Annotated in this window: 26 protein-coding genes; 18 read left to right on the forward strand and 8 right to left on the reverse strand. The window is 44.3% G+C overall.

Annotation, left to right across the window (positions count from 1 at the left end):
* Nucleotides 1–50 precede the first annotated feature (50 nt).
* Nucleotides 51–1217, reverse strand: coding sequence for a pyridoxal phosphate-dependent aminotransferase (locus tag IDJ76_RS12055; protein ID WP_191163566.1), 1167 nt, complete (start codon nt 1215–1217; stop codon nt 51–53).
* 23 nt (nt 1218–1240) lie between these two features.
* Complete coding sequence (locus tag IDJ76_RS12060; RefSeq protein ID WP_224746296.1) at nt 1241–2827, reverse strand: flavin monoamine oxidase family protein; 1587 nt, start codon at nt 2825–2827, stop codon at nt 1241–1243.
* Nucleotides 2828–2995: 168 nt separating this feature from the next.
* On the opposite strand from IDJ76_RS12060, the gene IDJ76_RS12065 reads away from it, so the two are divergent.
* From IDJ76_RS12065 to IDJ76_RS12120, 12 genes are all read left to right on the forward strand, one after another.
* Nucleotides 2996–3250, forward strand: a complete 255-nt coding sequence (locus IDJ76_RS12065) for an AbrB/MazE/SpoVT family DNA-binding domain-containing protein (RefSeq protein WP_191163567.1) — start codon at nt 2996–2998, stop codon at nt 3248–3250.
* A complete protein-coding gene (locus IDJ76_RS12070) occupies nt 3238–3570 on the forward strand; it encodes a type II toxin-antitoxin system PemK/MazF family toxin (RefSeq protein WP_191163568.1) in 333 nt (110 codons plus the stop codon). The genes IDJ76_RS12065 and IDJ76_RS12070 overlap by 13 nt, the downstream gene beginning before the upstream one ends.
* A gap of 2 nt (nt 3571–3572) precedes the next feature.
* Nucleotides 3573–3995, forward strand: coding sequence for a cobalamin B12-binding domain-containing protein (locus tag IDJ76_RS12075; protein WP_191163569.1), 423 nt, complete (start codon nt 3573–3575; stop codon nt 3993–3995).
* Between the two features lie 14 nt (nt 3996–4009).
* Complete coding sequence (locus IDJ76_RS12080; RefSeq protein ID WP_191163570.1) at nt 4010–4792, forward strand: enoyl-CoA hydratase/isomerase family protein; 783 nt, start codon at nt 4010–4012, stop codon at nt 4790–4792.
* 410 nt (nt 4793–5202) lie between these two features.
* Nucleotides 5203–6612, forward strand: a complete 1410-nt coding sequence (locus IDJ76_RS12085; protein ID WP_191163571.1) for a sigma-54-dependent transcriptional regulator — start codon at nt 5203–5205, stop codon at nt 6610–6612.
* Between the two features lies 1 nt (nt 6613).
* Entirely contained in the window at nt 6614–6817 is a 204-nt protein-coding gene (locus tag IDJ76_RS12090; protein WP_191163572.1) for a histidine kinase dimerization/phospho-acceptor domain-containing protein, read from the forward strand.
* An 81-nt stretch (nt 6818–6898) separates the two neighbouring features.
* Nucleotides 6899–7942: an AI-2E family transporter gene (locus tag IDJ76_RS12095; protein ID WP_191163573.1), complete on the forward strand. Its 1044-nt coding sequence runs from the start codon at nt 6899–6901 to the stop codon at nt 7940–7942.
* A gap of 102 nt (nt 7943–8044) precedes the next feature.
* Nucleotides 8045–8311, forward strand: coding sequence for a YtxH domain-containing protein (locus IDJ76_RS12100; protein WP_191163574.1), 267 nt, complete (start codon nt 8045–8047; stop codon nt 8309–8311).
* Between the two features lie 44 nt (nt 8312–8355).
* A complete protein-coding gene (locus tag IDJ76_RS12105) occupies nt 8356–8694 on the forward strand; it encodes a phage holin family protein (RefSeq protein ID WP_191163575.1) in 339 nt (112 codons plus the stop codon).
* A 2-nt stretch (nt 8695–8696) separates the two neighbouring features.
* Nucleotides 8697–9182, forward strand: a complete 486-nt coding sequence (locus IDJ76_RS12110; protein ID WP_191163576.1) for a hypothetical protein — start codon at nt 8697–8699, stop codon at nt 9180–9182.
* 100 nt (nt 9183–9282) lie between these two features.
* Complete coding sequence (trmB, locus tag IDJ76_RS12115) at nt 9283–9933, forward strand: tRNA (guanosine(46)-N7)-methyltransferase TrmB (protein ID WP_191163577.1); 651 nt, start codon at nt 9283–9285, stop codon at nt 9931–9933.
* Nucleotides 9934–9936: 3 nt separating this feature from the next.
* Nucleotides 9937–10266, forward strand: a complete 330-nt coding sequence (locus IDJ76_RS12120) for an MGMT family protein (protein WP_191163578.1) — start codon at nt 9937–9939, stop codon at nt 10264–10266.
* Here the strand turns inward: IDJ76_RS12120 and IDJ76_RS12125 are convergent.
* The 4 genes from IDJ76_RS12125 to IDJ76_RS12140 all read right to left on the reverse strand — a co-directional run bounded on the left by IDJ76_RS12125 (nt 10226) and on the right by IDJ76_RS12140 (nt 11847).
* Nucleotides 10226–10621 (reverse strand): hypothetical protein, encoded by a 396-nt coding sequence (locus IDJ76_RS12125; protein WP_191163579.1) that lies wholly within the window; start codon nt 10619–10621, stop codon nt 10226–10228. The two genes, IDJ76_RS12120 and IDJ76_RS12125, sit on opposite strands and share 41 nt — an antisense overlap.
* A 431-nt stretch (nt 10622–11052) precedes the next feature.
* Complete coding sequence (locus IDJ76_RS12130) at nt 11053–11193, reverse strand: hypothetical protein (protein ID WP_191163580.1); 141 nt, start codon at nt 11191–11193, stop codon at nt 11053–11055.
* An 8-nt stretch (nt 11194–11201) separates the two neighbouring features.
* The gene (locus tag IDJ76_RS12135; protein WP_191163581.1) at nt 11202–11468 is read right to left on the reverse strand and encodes a VOC family protein; all 267 of its coding nucleotides are present in this window, start codon (nt 11466–11468) and stop codon (nt 11202–11204) included.
* On the reverse strand, nt 11455–11847 hold the full coding sequence (locus tag IDJ76_RS12140; RefSeq protein ID WP_191163582.1) for a VOC family protein: 393 nt from the start codon (nt 11845–11847) through the stop codon (nt 11455–11457). Before IDJ76_RS12140 ends, IDJ76_RS12135 begins: the two co-directional genes overlap by 14 nt.
* A gap of 217 nt (nt 11848–12064) precedes the next feature.
* On the opposite strand from IDJ76_RS12140, the gene IDJ76_RS12145 reads away from it, so the two are divergent.
* From IDJ76_RS12145 to IDJ76_RS12170, 6 genes are all read left to right on the forward strand, one after another.
* Complete coding sequence (locus IDJ76_RS12145) at nt 12065–12649, forward strand: DNA-3-methyladenine glycosylase I (protein ID WP_191163583.1); 585 nt, start codon at nt 12065–12067, stop codon at nt 12647–12649.
* 154 nt (nt 12650–12803) lie between these two features.
* On the forward strand, nt 12804–15614 hold the full coding sequence (gene polA / locus IDJ76_RS12150; protein WP_191163584.1) for a DNA polymerase I: 2811 nt from the start codon (nt 12804–12806) through the stop codon (nt 15612–15614).
* 37 nt (nt 15615–15651) lie between these two features.
* Entirely contained in the window at nt 15652–15885 is a 234-nt protein-coding gene (locus IDJ76_RS12155; RefSeq protein ID WP_191163585.1) for a hypothetical protein, read from the forward strand.
* Nucleotides 15870–16172, forward strand: coding sequence for a type II toxin-antitoxin system RelE/ParE family toxin (locus tag IDJ76_RS21230; protein WP_191163586.1), 303 nt, complete (start codon nt 15870–15872; stop codon nt 16170–16172). Before IDJ76_RS12155 ends, IDJ76_RS21230 begins: the two co-directional genes overlap by 16 nt.
* A 172-nt stretch (nt 16173–16344) precedes the next feature.
* Nucleotides 16345–17769, forward strand: coding sequence for a glycogen synthase (locus IDJ76_RS12165; RefSeq protein WP_191163587.1), 1425 nt, complete (start codon nt 16345–16347; stop codon nt 17767–17769).
* Nucleotides 17766–19028 (forward strand): glucose-1-phosphate adenylyltransferase, encoded by a 1263-nt coding sequence (locus IDJ76_RS12170; RefSeq protein ID WP_191163588.1) that lies wholly within the window; start codon nt 17766–17768, stop codon nt 19026–19028. Before IDJ76_RS12165 ends, IDJ76_RS12170 begins: the two co-directional genes overlap by 4 nt.
* A 59-nt stretch (nt 19029–19087) precedes the next feature.
* On the opposite strand, the gene IDJ76_RS12175 is transcribed toward IDJ76_RS12170, so the two are convergent.
* Nucleotides 19088–19765 carry a metal-dependent hydrolase gene (locus IDJ76_RS12175; RefSeq protein WP_191163589.1) on the reverse strand — a complete coding sequence of 226 codons (678 nt, stop codon included), beginning with the start codon at nt 19763–19765 and terminating at the stop codon, nt 19088–19090.
* 75 nt (nt 19766–19840) lie between these two features.
* Entirely contained in the window at nt 19841–20146 is a 306-nt protein-coding gene (locus tag IDJ76_RS12180) for a YbaB/EbfC family nucleoid-associated protein (RefSeq protein ID WP_191163590.1), read from the reverse strand.
* Nucleotides 20147–20263 lie beyond the last annotated feature (117 nt).

Below are 20263 nucleotides of genomic sequence, written 5' to 3' on the forward strand. Positions count from 1 at the left end.
GAGCCTGTCGAACCATTAAACAATCAACAGGCTCATAGATAAGGTATTATTTAAGAGATCTCTTTAAAGGCAGCTGCAAAGGCTTCCATCTCATCCATCCGGCCGATGCTGATACGGCACCAGTCCTGGTTGTTAAAACGCCAGTTACGCACACCTACGCCGCGTTTCATTAGCTCGCCGGTAAATTTTGATCCTTCCATTTTCAAGGGGAACATTACAAAATTGGCTGAAGAAGGAATATAAGTATATCCTTCCTTCTTCAACACCGAATACAGGTAGTCTTTAGAAGCGTTTGTTTTTTTCAAAGCATCCTTCAAAAATTCTGTTTCCTGGTAACCGGCAATGGCAGCTGCAACTGTGGAGGCAGATAAACTCATGGCCGCAGAGGTATATTTAGATAAAGTCCTCACCGTTTCCGGCTGGCCAACAATATACCCGCAGCGTAAGCCCGCGAAGCCGTATAATTTAGAGAAGGTGCGCGCTATAATTACATTTTGCCCGGCTATCACACAACCCATCATACTGGATGCCTTAGGATCGGGCAGGTAATCGATATAGGCCTCATCAACAAACACCATTGTTTTTTTTGATACGCGCTCACAAAAGGCCTTTAACTTTTCGGTATCTACAATGGTAGCGGTAGGGTTATTAGGGTTACAAATGTAAACCAGGCCGGTGTTTTCATCCACCTTGGCTTCCATAGCATCCAGGTCAAGTTTAAAATCGGCAGTCAGGGGCACTTTCACCCATTTGCCCTCAAAGCGGGTAGCCTGGGTGGGCAGGTCGTCGTAAGAAGGGTCGGCGGTGATGATATTCTTGCCACCTTTGCTGTAATGGATAGCCGCAGCAAGTAACAACGGCGATGAGCCCGATGCCAGCAAGAGGTTTGATTTTTTGATGCCCTCGTAAGCGGCAATTTTACCCGATAGGTCAGATATAGAGGAAAAGGCATACTGATAACTGGTATCCAGCGAATCGACAATTGCTTTTTTAGCCGCAGGCGACGGGCCAAAGGGGTTCTCGTTGGCCAGCAGGCGCGCCTTCATTACGGGTGCTGCGTTCATTATAGCCGTTTCATCGGTTATCGGGCTAAAGCCCAGGTTGCGGACTACCGGCATTGCTGCCAGTTTGCTCACGGTTGATGATAGGAATGCCAGTCCCCCGGCCATGAGTGCGCTGGATCTGATCCAGTTTCTGCGATTAATAGAATTTGCCATATCAGTTTAGTTTTTTAGTTTTTCTATCCTTTTGTTGCGGGGTATGTTACCCGCTGCTCGGTTAACCGGCCATGTATGGCCGTTACCACGCTCCGTGCCGATTCAAATGCCCCTGCCATCCAGGCGTTCAGGTAAGTTAAGTGCTCGCCTGCAAAGTATACCTGCTTATCGGGCTTTAACAGTACCGGGTACTGGTTTTTGCGGCTCTCGCTGCCGTAAACGGCCCATCCGCCTAAATTGTATTTTGCTTTATGCCAGCTAACCGAAAACGACCGCTCAAATTCCGCGTCGTATTGCGGATGGATCAGCCTGCCTTTTTGTAGAGCCAACTTCTCGCGGTCTGCATAATTCAGCTCGCCGGTTTGCAGCGCTTTCTCGTTAAAATTATAATATCCTATTAAGATACCCTTTTTACTCAAATAATCATAAGATGGATAAAATATTTGCGTTAATTCATTGTTAGTGTGGGTGATACCGCCGTAAATATGGTCATCCTCTTCCCAAAACCTGCGTTTGAACTGTAAGCCTATTTTACCGGTTTGGTTATAGCTGATGTAATCTATCGCTCTGCTTACATCGCCAGAGAAATTATTGTTAACGTTGCTCAATACAGGTAGCGGTAAAGTGCAAATACAAATATCGCCCTGCAAAACGTGCTCGCCGCTGGCATCTTTATAGGTGATCTTTACGCCTTCGGGCAGGTTGGTAATGCTGGTTACCTCAGCACCTAATTTTAAATACGGCACTACCTGTTTTTGCAGGGCCTTTGCTATCTGGTCCATTCCGCCAACCGCCTGGAACATGGTCATCTGTAATTCGTATGTGTACTCGGCAACGTTATAAAAGTCGGGGTCCATCAGTCCCGACTGAATGATATCGGCCAGTTTATTTGCATCGCCAATCTTACCCGCTTTATCTCCCGGCCCCGGCGATTCGATATATCCCCTGCGGGCCGATGCCTTGTATAATTTGTCGATATCCAAACCGCCCTCGGCAGCCAGGTACTCCAAAATTTTTTGGGTGTCCTCTTTGGTGAGGGCCGTATCTAAACTATTTTTGTCGATGCTTTTAGAAAGCAGCTCGGCCATGTAGCCGCGTACATCGTTATGCACTTCGCGCGCGCGGATCTTTTTGTTAGATAGCGGGCCTTTGCCTTCGGCAAAATAATAAGCACCCTCGTTAACATTGTTATACACCTGGATAGGTACACCCAGTTCCTTGCAATAGTGCAGCGTTAACTCGTGGTGATGCGGGATGCGCGAGGGGCCTGCGTTAAAGTAAAGCCCGTCATCAAATTGAGCGGTAACGGGTGCTTGCCCCACCTCGGTATGGGTACTGCCGTTGCGGATGCTCCAACACCGCCCGCCTGCGCGTTCGCGGGCTTCTAATATAGTGCACTTGTAACCCAGCTTGGTTAACTCGTAAGCGCTGGTCATGCCGGCAAGGCCGCCGCCTAAAATAATGATGTGCTTGCCATTGCCGCTACCGGTTAAATTAAAGGCATGAGCTGGGGCTGGCTTTAACATGCCCAGGGCCATCATGGTGGGATAAGTGCCACCGGCTAACATAGCGCCCTTACTTAAAAAATTTCGCCGGGTAATTGTTTTCAATACTTCCTTTGTTTCTTATAAATTCAATATCAGCGTTAAATTTAATAAAATAACATAATAATAACAGTGCCTTGTTGCTAAATTAGTATTTATAAACCTATGTTATTCCGATTGTTAAAATTATTGTGGGGAGACACCGAATGTAATTACTTTGTAGTAACTTTAATTATGGAAACCAAGCTCATTAAAATAGGCAATTCGTTTGGCATCAGGATACCTAAATCACTCATTAAGCAATACAACTTAGTAAACGAGATAGAAATTGACCCTACCAGGAACGGCATTCTCATTAAATCTAAAACAAAGGCGAGGGCGGGTTGGGAAAAGCAACTGGAAACGGCAATAAAGGCAGGCTATAAACCGGATGATGAGTTAACGGAAGGGTTTACAGATGAATTTACCGAAACGGAATGGCAGTGGTAGTGAAGCGGTTTGATGTTTGGCTGGTTGACTTAAACCCCGTTATTGGCAGTAAGATCAGTAAAACAAGGCCCTGTTTAGTTATATCGCCAAATGAAGTTAATGGCTTGCTTGCCACTGTAACTATCGCCGCAATGACATCGGCAAATAAGCCGTATCCGCACCGGGTTAATTGTACCTTTCAGGGTAAAGACGGGCAAATAGCATTAGATCATATCCGGTCGGTATCGAAACTGCGTTTGGTAAAAAAGCTTGGCCTGATGGATGAAAATACTTGCAGGCAGGTATGCGAAACATTAACAGAGTTTTTTAGCTTCGAATAATTATGAGCGATAACCAATTTGACCGCCCTATTCGTGTTTTAGTTGCCAAGGTAGGCCTTGACGGGCACGACCGTGGCGCGCGCATCATTGCAACCACGCTGCGTGATGCAGGCATGGAGGTAATTTATACCGGCTTGCGCCAAACGCCCGAAATGGTGGTAAATACCGCCCTGCAGGAGGATGTAGACGCTATCGGTATTAGCATCCTTTCGGGCGCGCATATGACGGTTTTCCCGAAGGTGATGAAGCTGATCAAAGAGAAAGGTATGGACGATGTGCTGCTTACCGGTGGGGGCATCATCCCTGCCGACGATATGGCCGAGCTAAAAAAGATAGGTGTGGGCGAGCTTTTCCCGCCGGGTACAAGTACGGCAGATATTGTGACTTATATTACCAACTGGGTGCACACCAATCGTAATTTCTAAAAAAACGAACCGCTATGGAGTTTGAAAATATTTTGGTTGAGGGTAAAGGCCGCATCCAATACATCACCATCAATCGCGAAAGCAAACTAAACGCGCTTAATAAATTGACCTTGTTGGAACTGCATGATGCATTCACTGCTGCGTTTGCAGATGATAAGGTTGGAGGAATTATTATTACCGGGGCCGGGACAAAGGCATTTGTGGCAGGGGCTGATATAACTGAATTTGCCGAACTGGATGTTGCCGGCGGCGAAGCTTTATCACGCGAAGGGCATAACCAGGTTTTCGACCTGATAGCCAACAGTAGCAAGCCGGTGATAGCAGCCATTAATGGTTTCGCATTGGGCGGCGGGTTAGAACTGGCTATGGCCTGCCATATCCGCATAGCATCTGATAATGCCAGAATGGGCCTGCCCGAAGTTACTTTGGGCCTGATACCCGGCTATGGCGGCACACAACGTTTAACCCGGCTAATTGGCCGCGGCAAAGCGTTGGAAATGATCATGACAGCAGACATGGTAACTGCCGACCAAGCCCTGGCATCGGGCCTGGTGAACCATGTAACCACACCTGCCGATTTATTGCCCAAAGCAGAGGAACTCTTAACCAGAATATTAAGCCGTGCGCCGTTAGCCATAGCAGCCGCTATCCGCTGTGTAAATGATGCCGGGAGGGATGGGGTTAACGGTTTTGATACGGAGATAAAGGAATTTGGCGCCTGTTTCGGTACCGAAGATTTTAAGGAAGGTGTTGTCGCTTTTTTAGAAAAGCGGAAGGCTAACTTTACTGGCAATTAGTAATAAAACAACGCGATTGAATCTTTACTTACTCAATTCCGGCGAAAATAAGTACCCTCGTTGCTTCCCTGATTTTCATTAGCGTTTTAGCGAACGCACAAACAAACTATCAAGATAAAGCGCAATTTTGTGTAGGCATAGATGCCGGGCTACCTACCGGGAAGGTAAATAACACCCAAACATTTATGCTGGGAAGCTTTGTGCAGCAGGTTATCGTAAGTGTCGGATTTGCTTATGGCTTTTAAAAAGAATCTTGACCTGATACACAACGATCGCGAATAAAAGTCAATATTAACAGTATGCCTATTTGTATTGTGGATTTAATTGCCCACTTTTAAAAATAATTAGCCGATACGCCGTGTTTAACCTGTTTAAGTGCGATCACTACACCACAACCCAATACTACCGATATGAAAAAAATCCTCATCATTGATGACGAAGTTAACGTGGGTTTACTGTTGTCTAAATTTTTAACCCGGAATGGTTTTGAGGTAGATACAGCGGCTAACGGTGCCAATGGTATGGAATGCCTAAAAAATAAAGCTTATAATTTGGTGCTTTGCGATTTTAGGCTGGAAGATACCGACGGCCGCGAAATGCTAAAAAACATCAAAGCTCTTTATCCAAAAACAGGCGTTATTATCATTACCGGCTATTCGGATATTAAAATGGCGGTCGAGCTCATCAAAATGGGGGCCTATGATTATATTACGAAACCGCTTTACCCTGACGAGATCTTGAATACCATTACCAAGGCGATTGAAACGCAATATGCGTTACAGGAGCTCGCCAATGATTTCACCACACCCGATAAACTGCAGAAAGATTCTAAAAAACAGATCTTATCGGGCGAGTTTGTGGTGGGTACAAGTAAGGCCTCAAAAGAATTATTAAAACAGATTGAACTGGTTGCACCAACCAATTACAGCGTGATCATACTGGGCGAAAGCGGTACAGGTAAAGAATCTGTTGCCAAAAGTATCCATTTAAACAGCCTGCGCGCCAACCAGCCCTTTATCGCTATGGATTGCGGGTCGTTAACCAAAGAGCTGGCAGCAAGCGAATTTTTCGGTCATGAAAAGGGCTCCTTTACCGGTGCCTTATACACCAAAATAGGCCACTTTGAAATGGCTAACGGCGGCACCTTATTTTTGGACGAGGTGGGCAACCTGTCGTACGAGATCCAGGCAGCGTTGTTGCGCACCGTGCAGGAGCGTAAGGTAAAGCGAATAGGCAGCACTAAAGAGATAGACCTGGATGTGCGCATCATTATTGCGACTAACGAAAACCTGCAGGACGGTATCAACAAAGGCCGTTTCCGGGAGGATCTTTATCACCGGTTTAACGAATTTAGCATTCATATGCCACCGCTGCGTGAGCGTGGCAATGATATTATGATGCTGGCCGAACATTTTTTAAATGTGGCTAACCATGAGCTCGACCGCAAGGTAACTTCTTTCTCACCCGAAGTGATCGAATGCTTTATGAACTATCGCTGGCAGGGCAATATCCGCGAATTAAAGAATGTGGTGCGCCGCGCCACGTTGTTAACAGAAGGTAATGAGATCACGATGAAAACGTTGCCCCTTGAGATCTCGAATTTCAAGGTGTCTAATTACGATTCGCCAAATGCCACACAAACGCCGGTTGAACACAAAGAGCCAAAACACGATTTGAAGAATGCCGCGCTGGGTGCCGAGCATGAAACTATTTTAAAAGTGTTGCGCGAAGTGAACTTTAATAAAACCAAAGCGGCTGAGATTTTAAATATCGACCGCAAAACGCTTTATAACAAAATGAAAGCTATCAATTTAAAGTAGCATGGATAACGAGCCGAAGCCAGTGAACGGCGAAGTGTTTAGCATATTAAAACACGATGTTAAAAACCAACTGAGCAATATACAGCTGGCATTAGAAGGGTTAAAATACGAGGTGGAAGATAAGGATGCGGATGTAAAACTTTATCTGGATAGTATTACACAATCGGCCAAAAAGATAGACGACTTGCTCAATAATATTCAATAGCTTTACCAATAGATTAAACACTAAAACTTTTTAGTGTTTTTTTGTTTATAACACAATTATAAATGCTTTTCGCGGGGAATAATGTCCATTTTTAACTATAAACAGCGCAATAATATTATACTGGTCAGCATTGTTGTGCTGGGCTGTTTTCTGCTGTACGCGTTAAGTGAACTGTTCAGTTCTATACTGGGAGCAATAGTGCTGTTCACCATCTTCAGGCCGTTCTTTTTGTACATGGTTGAGGGGCGCAACCTCAACCGCACCTTTGCGGCACTCATCATCATATTTATTTCGCTTATCGTTATTGTAATACCATTCCTTTCGTTAAGCATCATGGTGATCGGTAAAATAGGCAGCATCAACCGCGATTCTATCCCTATAGACCAGTGGTCGCAAAAAATAGATGCCTTTGCGGCAACTAATTTAAACCAGCCCCATCTTGCCGAAAACACCATTCAAAAATTAGGGGCCTACGCGGCAGATCTTTTCCCTTCGCTTATCAGCAGCGCGGCAAACATCATACTGGTTTTGCTGGTGATGTACTTTTTACTCTACTTCATGTTTGTGCAAATGCGCGAATTTGAAATGGGGCTTTTAAAGTATGCCCCCTTCAGAGAGCAGCATGCGCTTAAATTTGCGGTCGAGCTGCGCAACTCCACCTACTCCAATGTTTTAGGGCAGGGGGTAATAGCGGTTACGCAGGGCGTGTTGCTGGCCAACGGGTTTTGGATCTTCGGTATCCCCGACCCTGTATTCTGGGGCGTAATAGGGGCCTTTATCTCATTTTTGCCGGTGGTGGGTGCGCCTACTTTGTGTATCCCGGCCAGTGTTATTTTATTTGCCGGGGGGCACAATGTAAAAGGTGTATTGCTGCTGGCCTACGGGCTGCTGTTTATTGGCAATGTTGATAATGTGCTGCGTATGGTGATCAACAAGCGCGTTGGCAATACCCATCCCATCATTTCCGTTATTGGCGTGTTTATAGGGTTGCCTCTTTTTGGCATACTTGGCCTGGTTTTTGGGCCGGTGTTGTTATCATATTTCTTATTGTTGTTAGAGATCTATGAAACCAACCGCATGGCGGCCGACAGGCTGGAGCGTATTCGCAGCCCCGACCAATTGTAACGATGAATTGATAATAGATTTATAATTGCTGTAAAGCAGCGGCTTTATAAAATTTATTTAATAATTAATAAAACAAATATTCAACTAAAAAATTAATACAATATGAACGATAACACAAAAGTAATTGTTGCCCTGCTTGCAGGTGTGGCAGCAGGAGCAGCATTAGGGATCTTATTTGCACCCGAAAGCGGAAATGAAACTCGTGATAAACTTACAGATTCATTAAAAACGCTAACCGACTCTATCAAAGAAACGGCGGCTAAAGAGTTAGAAAATTTAGTTGGATTGAAAGATAAGGTAGTTGAAAATATTAAAACTAAAGTAAAAGGCACTGAAGAAGAATATCAGGACGACCTGGAGCACGCATAATTAAATTGTAGCGGCTAATTAAGGCCGCTGTATTACACCCTTTTATGGAACCAAAAAAAGAAACGGCCCGGCCGATCATCGAACAGTTGCACGAATACGTAGAAACACGTGCTAAACTGTTGAAATTAGAAGTGATTGATCGCAGTACAAATGTCATTGCAGGAATTGTAGTTGATTTGGTGATGATCATCATGTTTATTTTAACTTTTCTGTTTGCCAGTTTTACACTCGCCCTTTTCCTGGGTGATGTTCTTGGGGCAAACTGGAAAGGCTTTGGTTCTGTCGCCATCCTTTACCTGCTTATTGCTGTGATTGTGATAATAGCACGTAAACCGGTGCAAAGGCCGCTTGTTAATATTTTGGTAAGAAAGCTATTTAACTAACTATGGAAACCCCAATAAATAATATACACGATCTGAAGTTAGAGATAGCAAGGTTAAAAAACCTTGAGATTGATCAGTCGGTAGCCTTAAAGGCTCGTTTTAATAGTCCCGCGGCTTTATTTTCAAGTGTGGTATCTATTTTTCCTAAATCTCCAACGGTTGATGGTGTTAAAGCCGCCAGCTTTTTTGACCAGGATTTTTTAGGATTAATATCGAGGATAGCGCTACCGTTAACTCTGAATAAAACCATCTTTAAAAACTCCAACTTTATCGTTAAGACCGTGGTAAGCCTGCTATCGCAAAAAGCGTCACATTATATTAGTGAAGATGCTGTAGGTGGTATCTGGAGCAAAGCCAAGGGGCTTTTTGAAAAGTTTACCAAGAAGAAGCATGATCATGATAAGGAGGTGTTACCTGCCTATAAAAAATATTATAAAGGCGATGAATTGGTGAGCCGACCATCGGAGGGTGAAGCCTACGCGGGATAATATTTATAAAGAGACCGGTCCTGTTGTAAAACACGATCTTAAAGGGATAAACTGCTATAGTTTATCCCTTTTGCGTATTTTCGCATTTTATTTTTTAATTGTGGGAAAAGACAAATTAAAACGCTTTGCCGAAATAGACACTTTCAGCAACGTTTTCCAGATGGATGGTGGTAAACCTTTAAAGGGCAAATGGGCTACCGGTTTTTTTAATAATACCAACCCGGTTGTGGTGGAGCTGGCTTGCGGTAAAGGCGAGTACACCGTAAACCTGGCGCAGATGTTCCCGGATAAAAATTTTATCGGTGTTGATTATAAGGGAAACCGCATTTGGCGCGGTGCAAAAACAGCTATCGAAGAGGGGGTTGCCAACGTAGCCTTCCTGCGCATCCAAATAGAGAACCTCATTGACTACTTTGTGGAGAACGAGGTAGACGAGATCTGGATAACCTTCCCCGACCCGCAACCGCAGATCAGCCGTGAAAAGAAGCGGTTAACATCAGACAGGTTCCTGAATATGTACCGCCAGATTTTGAGGCCCGGCGGTTTCATGAACTTGAAAACAGACAACGACGGTTTTTATGCCTTCACGGTTGAGCAAACCGAAAAGTTAAACCTGCCGGTACACGTTAAAACCGAAGATCTGTATCATTCCGAATTTGCGGATGAGGTGCTATCTATCAAAACTTATTACGAAAAGAAATACCTGGCGCACAACAAAAATATTAACTACATCAAATTTTCGTTCGAGTAATTGATGAGCAAGAGCACCTTTTATGACGATGTTTACCAGGTGGTAAGGCTTATCCCGGCCGGGAGGGTAACATCGTATGGTGCCATTGCCGAGTACCTGGGCACAAAGGGATCATCGCGCATGGTAGGTTATGCCATGCAGGCCTGCGGCACAGCCAACCCGCCGGTGCCTGCCTACCGGGTGGTGAACCGTAACGGGTTGTTAAGTGGTAAGTTCCATTTTGGCGGCGATACGATGGCGCAACTTTTAGCCAGCGAGGGTGTTGAAGTTAAAGACGACCAGGTGCAAAATTTTAAACAGTTGTTTTGGAACCCTTCATCCGAGCTGCTGTAAGACGTGAAGTGGCAATCTCATTGTAGTCCGAAAAAATAAAGATAATCAATATCGCTACCCCTAGGCCTAAAATAAAGGGCTTATCGCGTTCATCATAGGCGAAATAGGTAAATGCTAATATCACCAGGCCAGCACCAACCGCCAGTTCGATATAGCCGTGGATCTTAAAAGAAATAAATTTAAAGATGCCCGAGGTATAATCGGTGGTTGCTGTCAATAGCAGGTGTATAAAACCTAAAGCGTAAACATAGCCGGCAATTTCATTAGGGATAACAAACAAAGTAGGCGATGCCCAAAGGAATACGACCAGCAGGTAATCTAAAATGCCGTGCATGGCAGGCGTAATAATTTTCATTGTAATAAGGGTTGTTTTGCTAAGTACGTAATATACCGGGAATAAATTTTCAGTTATTTAAACTATTATGCTGATTGATAAGATAGTCGAGATGCCAATTAAAAATTAAGATGAAAAAACTAATTTTTTTTCTAATCGCGTTATCAGTGATTTTAAATTTCTATTATTTAATAGTATGGGTTTACGCTTATAATTCAAGTTATAATCAAAAATCCAGGCAAGAAAAGTTTGTTGCATTTTTTCCAAATTTCGTTAATCTTTCAGCAATTAACCTTATCTGTTTAATATTAACGATCCTATCGATTGGTGCGTTACTTAAATTTAAACTATTAAAATATTTCTATGTCATAATACTCATTCAGCTTATATCTATGTTTGGTTTAATTTGGCAATATCTCTAATCAAAAACAGGAAAGAAATATCGACAGGCATTAGTTATTGCTTGGCGGTTTGGTTTGTTCCGGTCGTTTGCCGGCATCTTTAATAAAATCAGCAAATCTGCAGCAGCTCCATCCGGTTACCAAAGGGGTCGATAAAGGCAAACCGCTTACGCCCCGGGATAACCGGTTCATCTAAAATTTCAAGGTTGTTGCAGGTGTTTTAAAGCGGCATCGGCATCGGTTACCTCTAAGGCTGTATGGCGGATAGAACGCGGCAGTGCCTCCTCAACTCCGATATGTAATTGCACGTTACCGATGTTAAGCCAGTAACCCGGCGAAGAGAAAAGATGGTCGGGGCGGTCTATCAGTTCCAGGCCTATAACTTTTGTGTAAAAATCCTTGGCTTCGTCGAGCCTTTCGGGCGGTACACAAATATGAAAATGGTCCAGTCGTTTAAACGTTATCATGTGGTTGGTGCTCGGCAAAGGTTAAAACGTAGTTGTTCGGGTCGAGGATAGAGAATTCTGTTGCGCCGTAAAAAGTGGTTTCTAAGTCTTTTAAAACGGTAACCTTGTCTTTTACCTGATCAAAAAGGATGCGGATGTCTTTTACGCTAATGTATAATAACAACGACGCACCATCAGCCCGACTGATCTGCGGCAGCTTATCTGCAAGGCTTTCCAATGTTTGAAACATAAAGGTAACATTGCCCTTCGCCATCATCACCCAAACAAAATCGGGGCCTTGCTCAGGCACAGTCATGGTAACCTCAAAGCCTAATAGCTTATAAAAGTTAATGGTGGCGGTTATATCCGTTACAAAAATATTGGGAGACAGGCTTTCCATGTGAGATTTTTAGTGATAAAGTGATTACCGAATGTGTGCTTAACAAAAATAAAACATTTATAACTTTAACCACTGCCTTGATTGAAAATTGTCGGGGCAGTAAAGGCGGCATTTTAATGTAAACCGAGCAATTTCATATATATCTGATAATCAATTATATAATCTGTTGTTGTGCTGGAATATGTAAACCTTTGTAAACCCAAATGACCCTTTACCCATGGCCAAAAAAGCAATAGACAAGCCGGTACCTGTATCTGATGGAAAAAACCGCTGCAGCTGGTGCGGAACAGATGCGCTCTACACCCAGTACCACGACCAGGAATGGGGCAAAACTATTCACGATGATGAAACCTTCTTCGAGTTCCTGACCCTCGAATCTGCCCAGGCGGGGTTAAGTTGGATAACTATTTTGCGCCGCCGGGATGGTTACAAAAAGGCCTTTGCTAATTTTGATATAAAAAAAGTGGCAAAATTCACCGACGAAGACCAGCAGCGCTTACTGCAGGATGAAGGTATTATCCGCAACCGGTTAAAGGTATCGTCGGCCATCCGTAATGCGCAACTGTTTATTGAGGTGCAAAAGGAGTTTGGCTCTTTCGATCAATACCTGTACAGTTTTATGCCGGGCGGTAAACCCATCACTACTTATTATGGCCCGCAGGTACGCACTGCCGAGTCGGACGCGATTGCCAAGGATATGAAAAAACGGGGCTTCAAATTCTTTGGCACCACTATTTGCTACGCCTTTATGCAGGCCACCGGTATGGTGAACGACCACGTGCCACAATGTGATTTTAGGTAGGATCATACCGATTTCATAGATTTAAATGATTGCACAGATTGTAAAAATGATGAAGTGTATATTGTCTGTTCGTAAACATTAATCGTACTTTTGAAAGCACCCGAGAATCTGTGAAATCAACAAAATCATCGTGATCGGTGCAAAATAAATTATTATGAAGAAGCTTTTTCTATTGGATGGTATGGCCCTGATTTACCGGGCGCATTTTGCATTAAGTAAATCGCCGCGGTTCACATCGGCAGGCATGAACACATCTGCAGTAATGGGGTTTACCAATACCCTGTTGGATGTACTTAAAAAAGAAAAGCCAAGCCACATGGCTGTAGTTTTTGATACCGATGCCCCAACCGAACGCCATACCGAATACGAAAAGTACAAGGCCCACCGCGAGGCCATGCCCGAAGATTTGAGCAAGGCTTTACCCTATATATTTAAAGTAGTATTAGGGTTTAATATCCCACTGATTACATCTGATGGTTATGAAGCCGACGATATCATAGGCACACTGGCCAAAAAAGCCGAAAAGAAAGGTTACCAGGTGTACTGTATGACACCCGATAAGGATTTTGCTCAACTGGTATCGCCAAATATCTTTGTTTATAAGCCTGCCCGTATGGGTAACGATATGGAAATATTGGGCGTAAAGGAGGTGCTTGCCAAATGGGAGATTGAACGCCCGGAACAGGTAATAGATATATTGGGCCTTTGGGGCGATGCAGTTGATGGTATCCCCGGCATCCCCGGCGTTGGGGAGAAAACGGCCAAACTGCTCATCAAACAATATGGTTCGGTCGAGGAGATCATCGCCCATAGTCACGAGTTAAAAGGTAAGCTAAAAGAGAATGTTGAGGCATTTGCAGAGCAGGGCCTAATGTCTAAACGATTAGCTACCATCAACCTGAATTCGCCGGTAGAATTAGACGAGGAAGGGCTTGAAATGTGCGCGCCGAGCAAAGACCTTTTAGAGCCGCTCTTTGCCGAACTGGAGTTCCGCACGCTGGGCCGCCGGGTATTTGGCGACGATTTTAGCATTACTCAAACCAATGCCGTGTCTGTACAAACCGATTTGTTTGGTAATGAAGTGGCCGATGGCCGTACCACGCTGTCGTTAGAGGTGCAAGACATTTACGAAGCCCCGGAACCCGTCGAGATAAAGAATATTAATACAGTTGAGCACGAATATATTTTAGCGGATACGTTTGAAAAACGGGCAGAACTGATCAGTATTTTAAAGCAGCAAACAAGCTTTTGCTTTGATACCGAAACTACAGGCACGGATGCTAACCATTGCGAATTGGTTGGTTTATCCTTTGCTGTTAAACATAACCAAGCCTGGTATGTGCCCGCACCGCATGACGAGAATGAGGCCAAGCAATTAATTGCTGAATTTAAACCTGTGTTTGAAAACCCCGCGATCGGCAAAACAGGCCAGAACCTGAAGTTTGATATCCTGATGCTGAAATGGTACGATGTTGAAATGAAAGGCGACCTGTTTGATACCATGATGGCGCACTATGTGATAGACCCGGATACCCGTCACGGGATGGATATATTGTCGGAAAATTACCTGCAGTATAAACCTGTTTCCATTACAGAACTGATTGGACCGAAGGGTAAGAACCAGGGCAACATGCGCGATGTAGAGATAGAAAAGATAAAAGACTACGCCGCCGAGGATGCCGATGTGACCCTGCAACTGAAAACTATTTTTGAGCCTAAAATTAAAGAAGTAAAGGCCGAAGACCTGCTGCATAAAATAGAAAACCCGCTGATATACGTACTGGCCGATATCGAGCATGAAGGTGTTAAGATAGACCACGAAACGCTGAAGGAATTTAGTAAAGAACTTGAAACCGATATTGCCAAGTTGGAGAAAACCGTTTTTGAAAAAGCTGGTGTGCGGTTCAATATTGCATCGCCAAAGCAACTGGGCGAGGTGCTGTTTGAAAAACTATTGCTCGACCCTAAAGCCAAAAAAACCAAAACCGGCCAATACCAAACCGGCGAGGATGTGCTGTTGGGCCTTGCTGCCAAGAGTGATATCGTACGGGATATATTGGATTTTCGCCAGCTGCAAAAACTAAGGTCGACTTATGTGGATGCTTTGCCAACTATGGTAAATCCTAAAACAGGCCGTGTGCATACCAGCTATAACCAGGCGGTTGCTGCAACCGGCAGGTTAAGTTCTAATAACCCCAACCTGCAAAATATCCCTATCCGTACAGAACGGGGACGTGAAGTACGCAAGGCGTTTATCCCGCGCGATGCCAACCACAGCATTGTATCTGCCGATTATTCGCAGATAGAGTTGCGTATCATTGCCGAGATCAGTAAAGATCCTAATATGCGCCAGGCCTTTATTGATAATATCGATATCCACACCGCTACAGCAGCCAAAGTTTACGGGATAGGTATTGAAGAGGTTGACAGTACCCAGCGCCGCAATGCCAAGGCGGTAAACTTCGGCATCATTTATGGGCAGTCGGCTTTTGGGCTGTCGCAAAACCTGGGCATCCCGCGTAAGGAGGCTGCCGAGATTATAGAGAACTATTTTGCGCAATACCCCGGCATCAAACAATACATGGCTGACACCATGAACTTTGCCCGCGAGAATGGCTATGTAACCACGCTAATGGGCCGCCGCCGTTATCTGCGCGATATTAATAGTGCCAACCAAACCGTACGCGGCTTTGCCGAGCGAAATGCCATTAATGCGCCGATACAAGGCTCGGCTGCGGATATGATCAAGATAGCGATGATCAATATACACCGGGAATTTAAAACCCTTAAACTGGATGCTCGCATGACCATGCAGGTGCATGATGAGTTGGTGTTTGACGTGCCGCATCACGAGATAGAGATCGTAAAACCTATCATCCTCGATAACATGAAAAACGCCATCAAAACCGAGGTGCCCATCATGGTAGAAATAGGTACGGGATTGAATTGGTTAGAGGCACATTAATTGGTAAGAAATTTGTAATTTAGTGTAAACGAAAGCCATGGATTTACAGACTGAAAAATTGGATCTTTTACAAACAATCATTAATTCTGATGACGCAGGGCTTATAAGTGATTTAAAAGCACTTGTAGATACCAGAAGAATTGATTGGTTTGATGAGTTAAGTCCCGATAATCAAAGTGACATTTTAGAAGGTATTGCCCAGGCGGATGCCGGGAATACCGTGCCACATAGTGAGGCTGTTAAGTTATTTGGGAAATGGGGTTTGAAATAATCTGGACCCCAAAGGCCCTGAATACTTTTGGGAAAAGAATAAATTATTTAGAAAAGCACTGGACGGAAAAAGAACTAGTTAGATTTACATCAAGAGTTAATGATTATCTGCTTATACTTAAAGAGCAGCCATTAATGTTCCGTCAGTCGTATAAAGTCAAGCATACTCATATTGGCGTAATCATTAAAGAGGTTTCCTTAATATACAGGGTGAAACCTCGAAATAAAATAATTGAACTTATCGCATTTATTGATAATCGGCAAAATCCCAAAAGCACCCCAGCTTAAACCCCTCTACCATTCTCGCAATAACCACAACTGCCTAATTTCGCTTAATATCGAAATGGCAAACTTCTGCCGTTAGTATTTAAATAATAACACTATTTCAAACACATTTTTCAAATTATGTGTTTGTTCATTTGGGGAAATGTTTAGTATCTTAACCACTATATAAACCCAAATGAGAATATTCCACCTGAGTGCCGAGTGCTATCCCATTGCCAAAGTAGGGGGGCTTGCCGATGTTGTTGGCGCACTGCCCAAATACCAGAACGAGGCTGGGCTTAACGCTGCCGTGGTGATGCCTTTTTACAACCGCAAATTTGTTCACGAAAACGAGTTTGAGGTTGTTTTTCAGGGTGCTACGCTTTTAGGCACCCGCCGGTTATATTTCGAAATACTGAAAGAGAAAACCGATAAACTGGGCTTTGAGCTTTTCCTGGTTAAGATCCCCGGCTTGCTGGACAGGGAGAATATTTACAGCTACCCCGACGAGAAAGAACAGTTTATTGCCTTCCAGATCTGTTTCCTGGACTGGATAAACTGGAGCGGCCAAACACCCGATCTGATACATTGCCACGATCACCACTCGGGCCTGGTGCCTTTTATGATGTACCATTCTAATTTGTATCGCAGGCTGGCACACATCCCAACGGTTTTTACCATTCATAACGGCCAGTACCACGGCGCGTTCGGCTGGGATAATTTAGATTACCTGCCCGATATAGATTTTTATAAAACAGGCTTACTGGAATGGAACGGCGGGATTAACCCGCTGGCATCTGCCGTAAAATGCTGCTGGAAGTTTACCACCGTATCGCCAAGTTATCTGCAGGAGCTATCAACCAACTCAAACGGGTTGGAGTATCTTTTCTATGTAGAACGCTTTAAAGGCTCGGGTATTGTAAACGGGATAGATACTGAAGTTTGGAACAGCCAAACTGACCCTATGCTGCCCGAGCATTTTACCGCAGCTACAATTGCCAAGGGCAAGCAAAAAAACAAACAGATCCTTTGCGATAAGTTCAACTTATCAGCAGATAAGCCGCTCATAGCCTTTATTGGCCGGTTGGTAACGGAGAAGGGATCTGACCTACTGCCGGCCGCTATCGAGCGCAGCCTGACTAAACATGGTGATAAGGTTAACTTTCTGATCCTCGGTGCGGGGGATACTGCAACGGAGCTGGCTTTGCAGCAATTGAAAACTTTATATCCGCAAAACTGTAATGTATTCATCGGTTATGACGAGGCGTTGGCGCATTTGATCTATGCCGGTGCCGATTTCCTGCTGATGCCTTCGCGGGTAGAACCTTGTGGATTAAACCAATTATATGCCATACGCTATGCAACAGTGCCAATTGTACGCAGCACAGGCGGGCTAAAAGATACCGTGATTGATTTTGGCGAGGAAGGCGGTTACGGCATCCGTTTTAACAACGTAAGTGTCGAAGACATTACGGCCTCTGTTGCCCGAGCGGTTGAACTATACGCCGACAGCAAGAAAATGCTGCAGTTGCGTAAGCGGATGATGGGCCTCGATTTTTCGTGGTACCGGTCGGCAAAAGAATATATTGAACTATACCAAAGCTTAATTCCTAAAATATGACATCGAAAGTAATCAGCATCGTACTTGGAGGCGGCCAGGGGAGCCGTTTAGCACCGCTTACGCTAACACGGTCGAAACCGGCAGTGCCTATCGCGGGTAAATACCGTTTGGTTGATATCCCTATCTCCAATTGCCTGCACTCGGGTATCGACAGGATCTTCGTGCTTACGCAGTTCAACTCGGCGTCTTTAAATAAGCACATCAAAAATACCTACCACTTTAGCACGTTCAGCACTGCCTTTGTGGATATCCTGGCTGCAGAGCAAACCCCTACCAGCGCAGGCTGGTTCCAGGGCACGGCCGATGCGGTTAGGCAAAGTTTGCACCACCTTGCGGTACACGAGTTCGATTATGTGCTAATCTTATCTGGCGACCAGTTGTACCAGATGGATTTTGAAGCGATGATACAGCAGCATATAGATAAGGGTGCCGAAATATCTATTGCTACCATCCCTGTTGATGCTGCTGATGTGCCGGGCTTTGGCATCCTGAAAACCGATGAGAATAGCATGATCACCTCGTTTGTCGAGAAGCCTAAAACAGATTTTGAAAACTGGGCATCTGACGTAAGCGACGAGATGAAAGAGCAAGGTAGGATCTACCTGGCATCAATGGGTATTTACATCTTTAACCGTAAACTTTTATACGAATTATTAGAGGGGAACGATCACCCGGATTTTGGTAAAGAGATCATCCCTCAATCCATCGCCGGCCATAAGGTAGTTAGCTACCAATATGAAGGTTACTGGACAGATATCGGTACTATCAAATCTTTTTTTGAGGCCAACCTGGGCTTAACTGACGATATCCCTAAGTTTAACCTGTTTGATAAGAACCACATATATACCCGTGCACGCATGCTGCCGCCAACCAAGATCTCGGCTACAATGCTCGAGAAGTCTATAGTTGCCGATGGTTGTATTATCAACGCCAAGCATATTAAGCATTCGCTTATAGGGATTCGTACCCGTATTGGTTTTGATACCGAAATTGAGAGTTGCTATGTTATGGGTAGCGATAACTACCAAACGTTAGAGGATATTGCCGAAGCAAAAAAGTCCAATTCACCTATAATGGGTATCGGCGACAGGTGTTGTATTAAAAATGCCATCATCGATAAAAATACCTATATAGGCGACGATGTAACGATTAACTGTGCAGGCGTTCTACCTGATGGCGACTTTGAAACTTACACCGTTGTAGATGGTATTGTAATCATTAAAAAGCGGGCGGTTATTGCCAGCGGTACTGTTATTTAATTAACGGCCACATATAAATAACGAAGCCCTCCGGTATGATACTGAAGGGCTTCGTTATTTTACAGTTCTAAAGTATCGCCTATGGCAGGCAGCTTCAGATTAAGGCCCGCTTTTTCAAATTTTGCTGCTACTTCTACTTTATCTATCTTAATTACCGGGAACGAATCATAGTGGATCCCGATGATATTTTTGCAGTTGATGAATGCGGCCGCTTTAATAGCATCATCTGCACCCATGGTATAGTTATCGCCTAAAGGCAAAAAGGCCCATGCAAGGTTTTCATCCTCCAATAACTTCATATCATAAGTAAGCGCGGTATCGCCGGCAAAGTAAATAGCCTTATCTTCAGAATAGATCACAAAACCAGCGGGATTGCCACCGTTAGATCCATCGGGCAAGGCGCTGGAGTGTATGGCATTAACCATCTTAACGCGGCCAAAATCAAAGTTGAAACCGCCGCCTATATTCATACCGTGTACGTTTTCAATAGCTTGCTTCCCTAACCAGCCGGCAATCTCGGCAATGCAAATAACCTTTGCACCGCTTTGCTTTTGAACCTGTACCAGGTCGGCAACATGGTCGCCGTGGCCGTGAGATACCAAAATGTAATCAGGTTTTAAGCTGGTTACATCAATGTGTTTAGCAAGCTCGTTGTGCGTAATAAACGGATCGAATAATAATTTTTTGCCCGCCGTCTCTATCTCAATGGTCGACTGGCCGTAATAAGTAACTTTCATGGGATGATGTGTTTCGTTTTTGCAAATAACGCGTTATAACACCTATTGGTTCTAACCCAACAAAGCTTTTACATTTTACTTACCAAACAAGCCGCCCATGCCGCCAAACATAGCGTTAGTCATAGCTGCCATTTCGCTTTGGCTCACGTTATCGGCTTGCTCCATGGCTTTATTAATGGCAATTACCAGTAGCTCTTCCAGTTCTTCTTTATCGGCTTCCTTTAAAAAGTCCGGGTCGATAGTAACCGACTGTACTACCTTATTGCCGTTAGCCTGTACGGTGATCTTGCCACCTTCGGCGCTTCCGGTTACGCTGATCGCATCTAAACGTTGTTTTACTTCGCCAGCCTTTTGCTGGGCTTCCATTAATTTATCAAACATAATTTTTGAATGTGCAGATATGCATATGTGCGGGTGTGCAGATGACTCCGCGATGCATACCCGGGTTATAAACTAAACTATTTTTTCATCCACACATCTCCATATCCACGCATCTGC

Source organism: Mucilaginibacter glaciei, from assembly GCF_014773245.1.
GTDB lineage: Bacteria > Bacteroidota > Bacteroidia > Sphingobacteriales > Sphingobacteriaceae > Mucilaginibacter > Mucilaginibacter glaciei.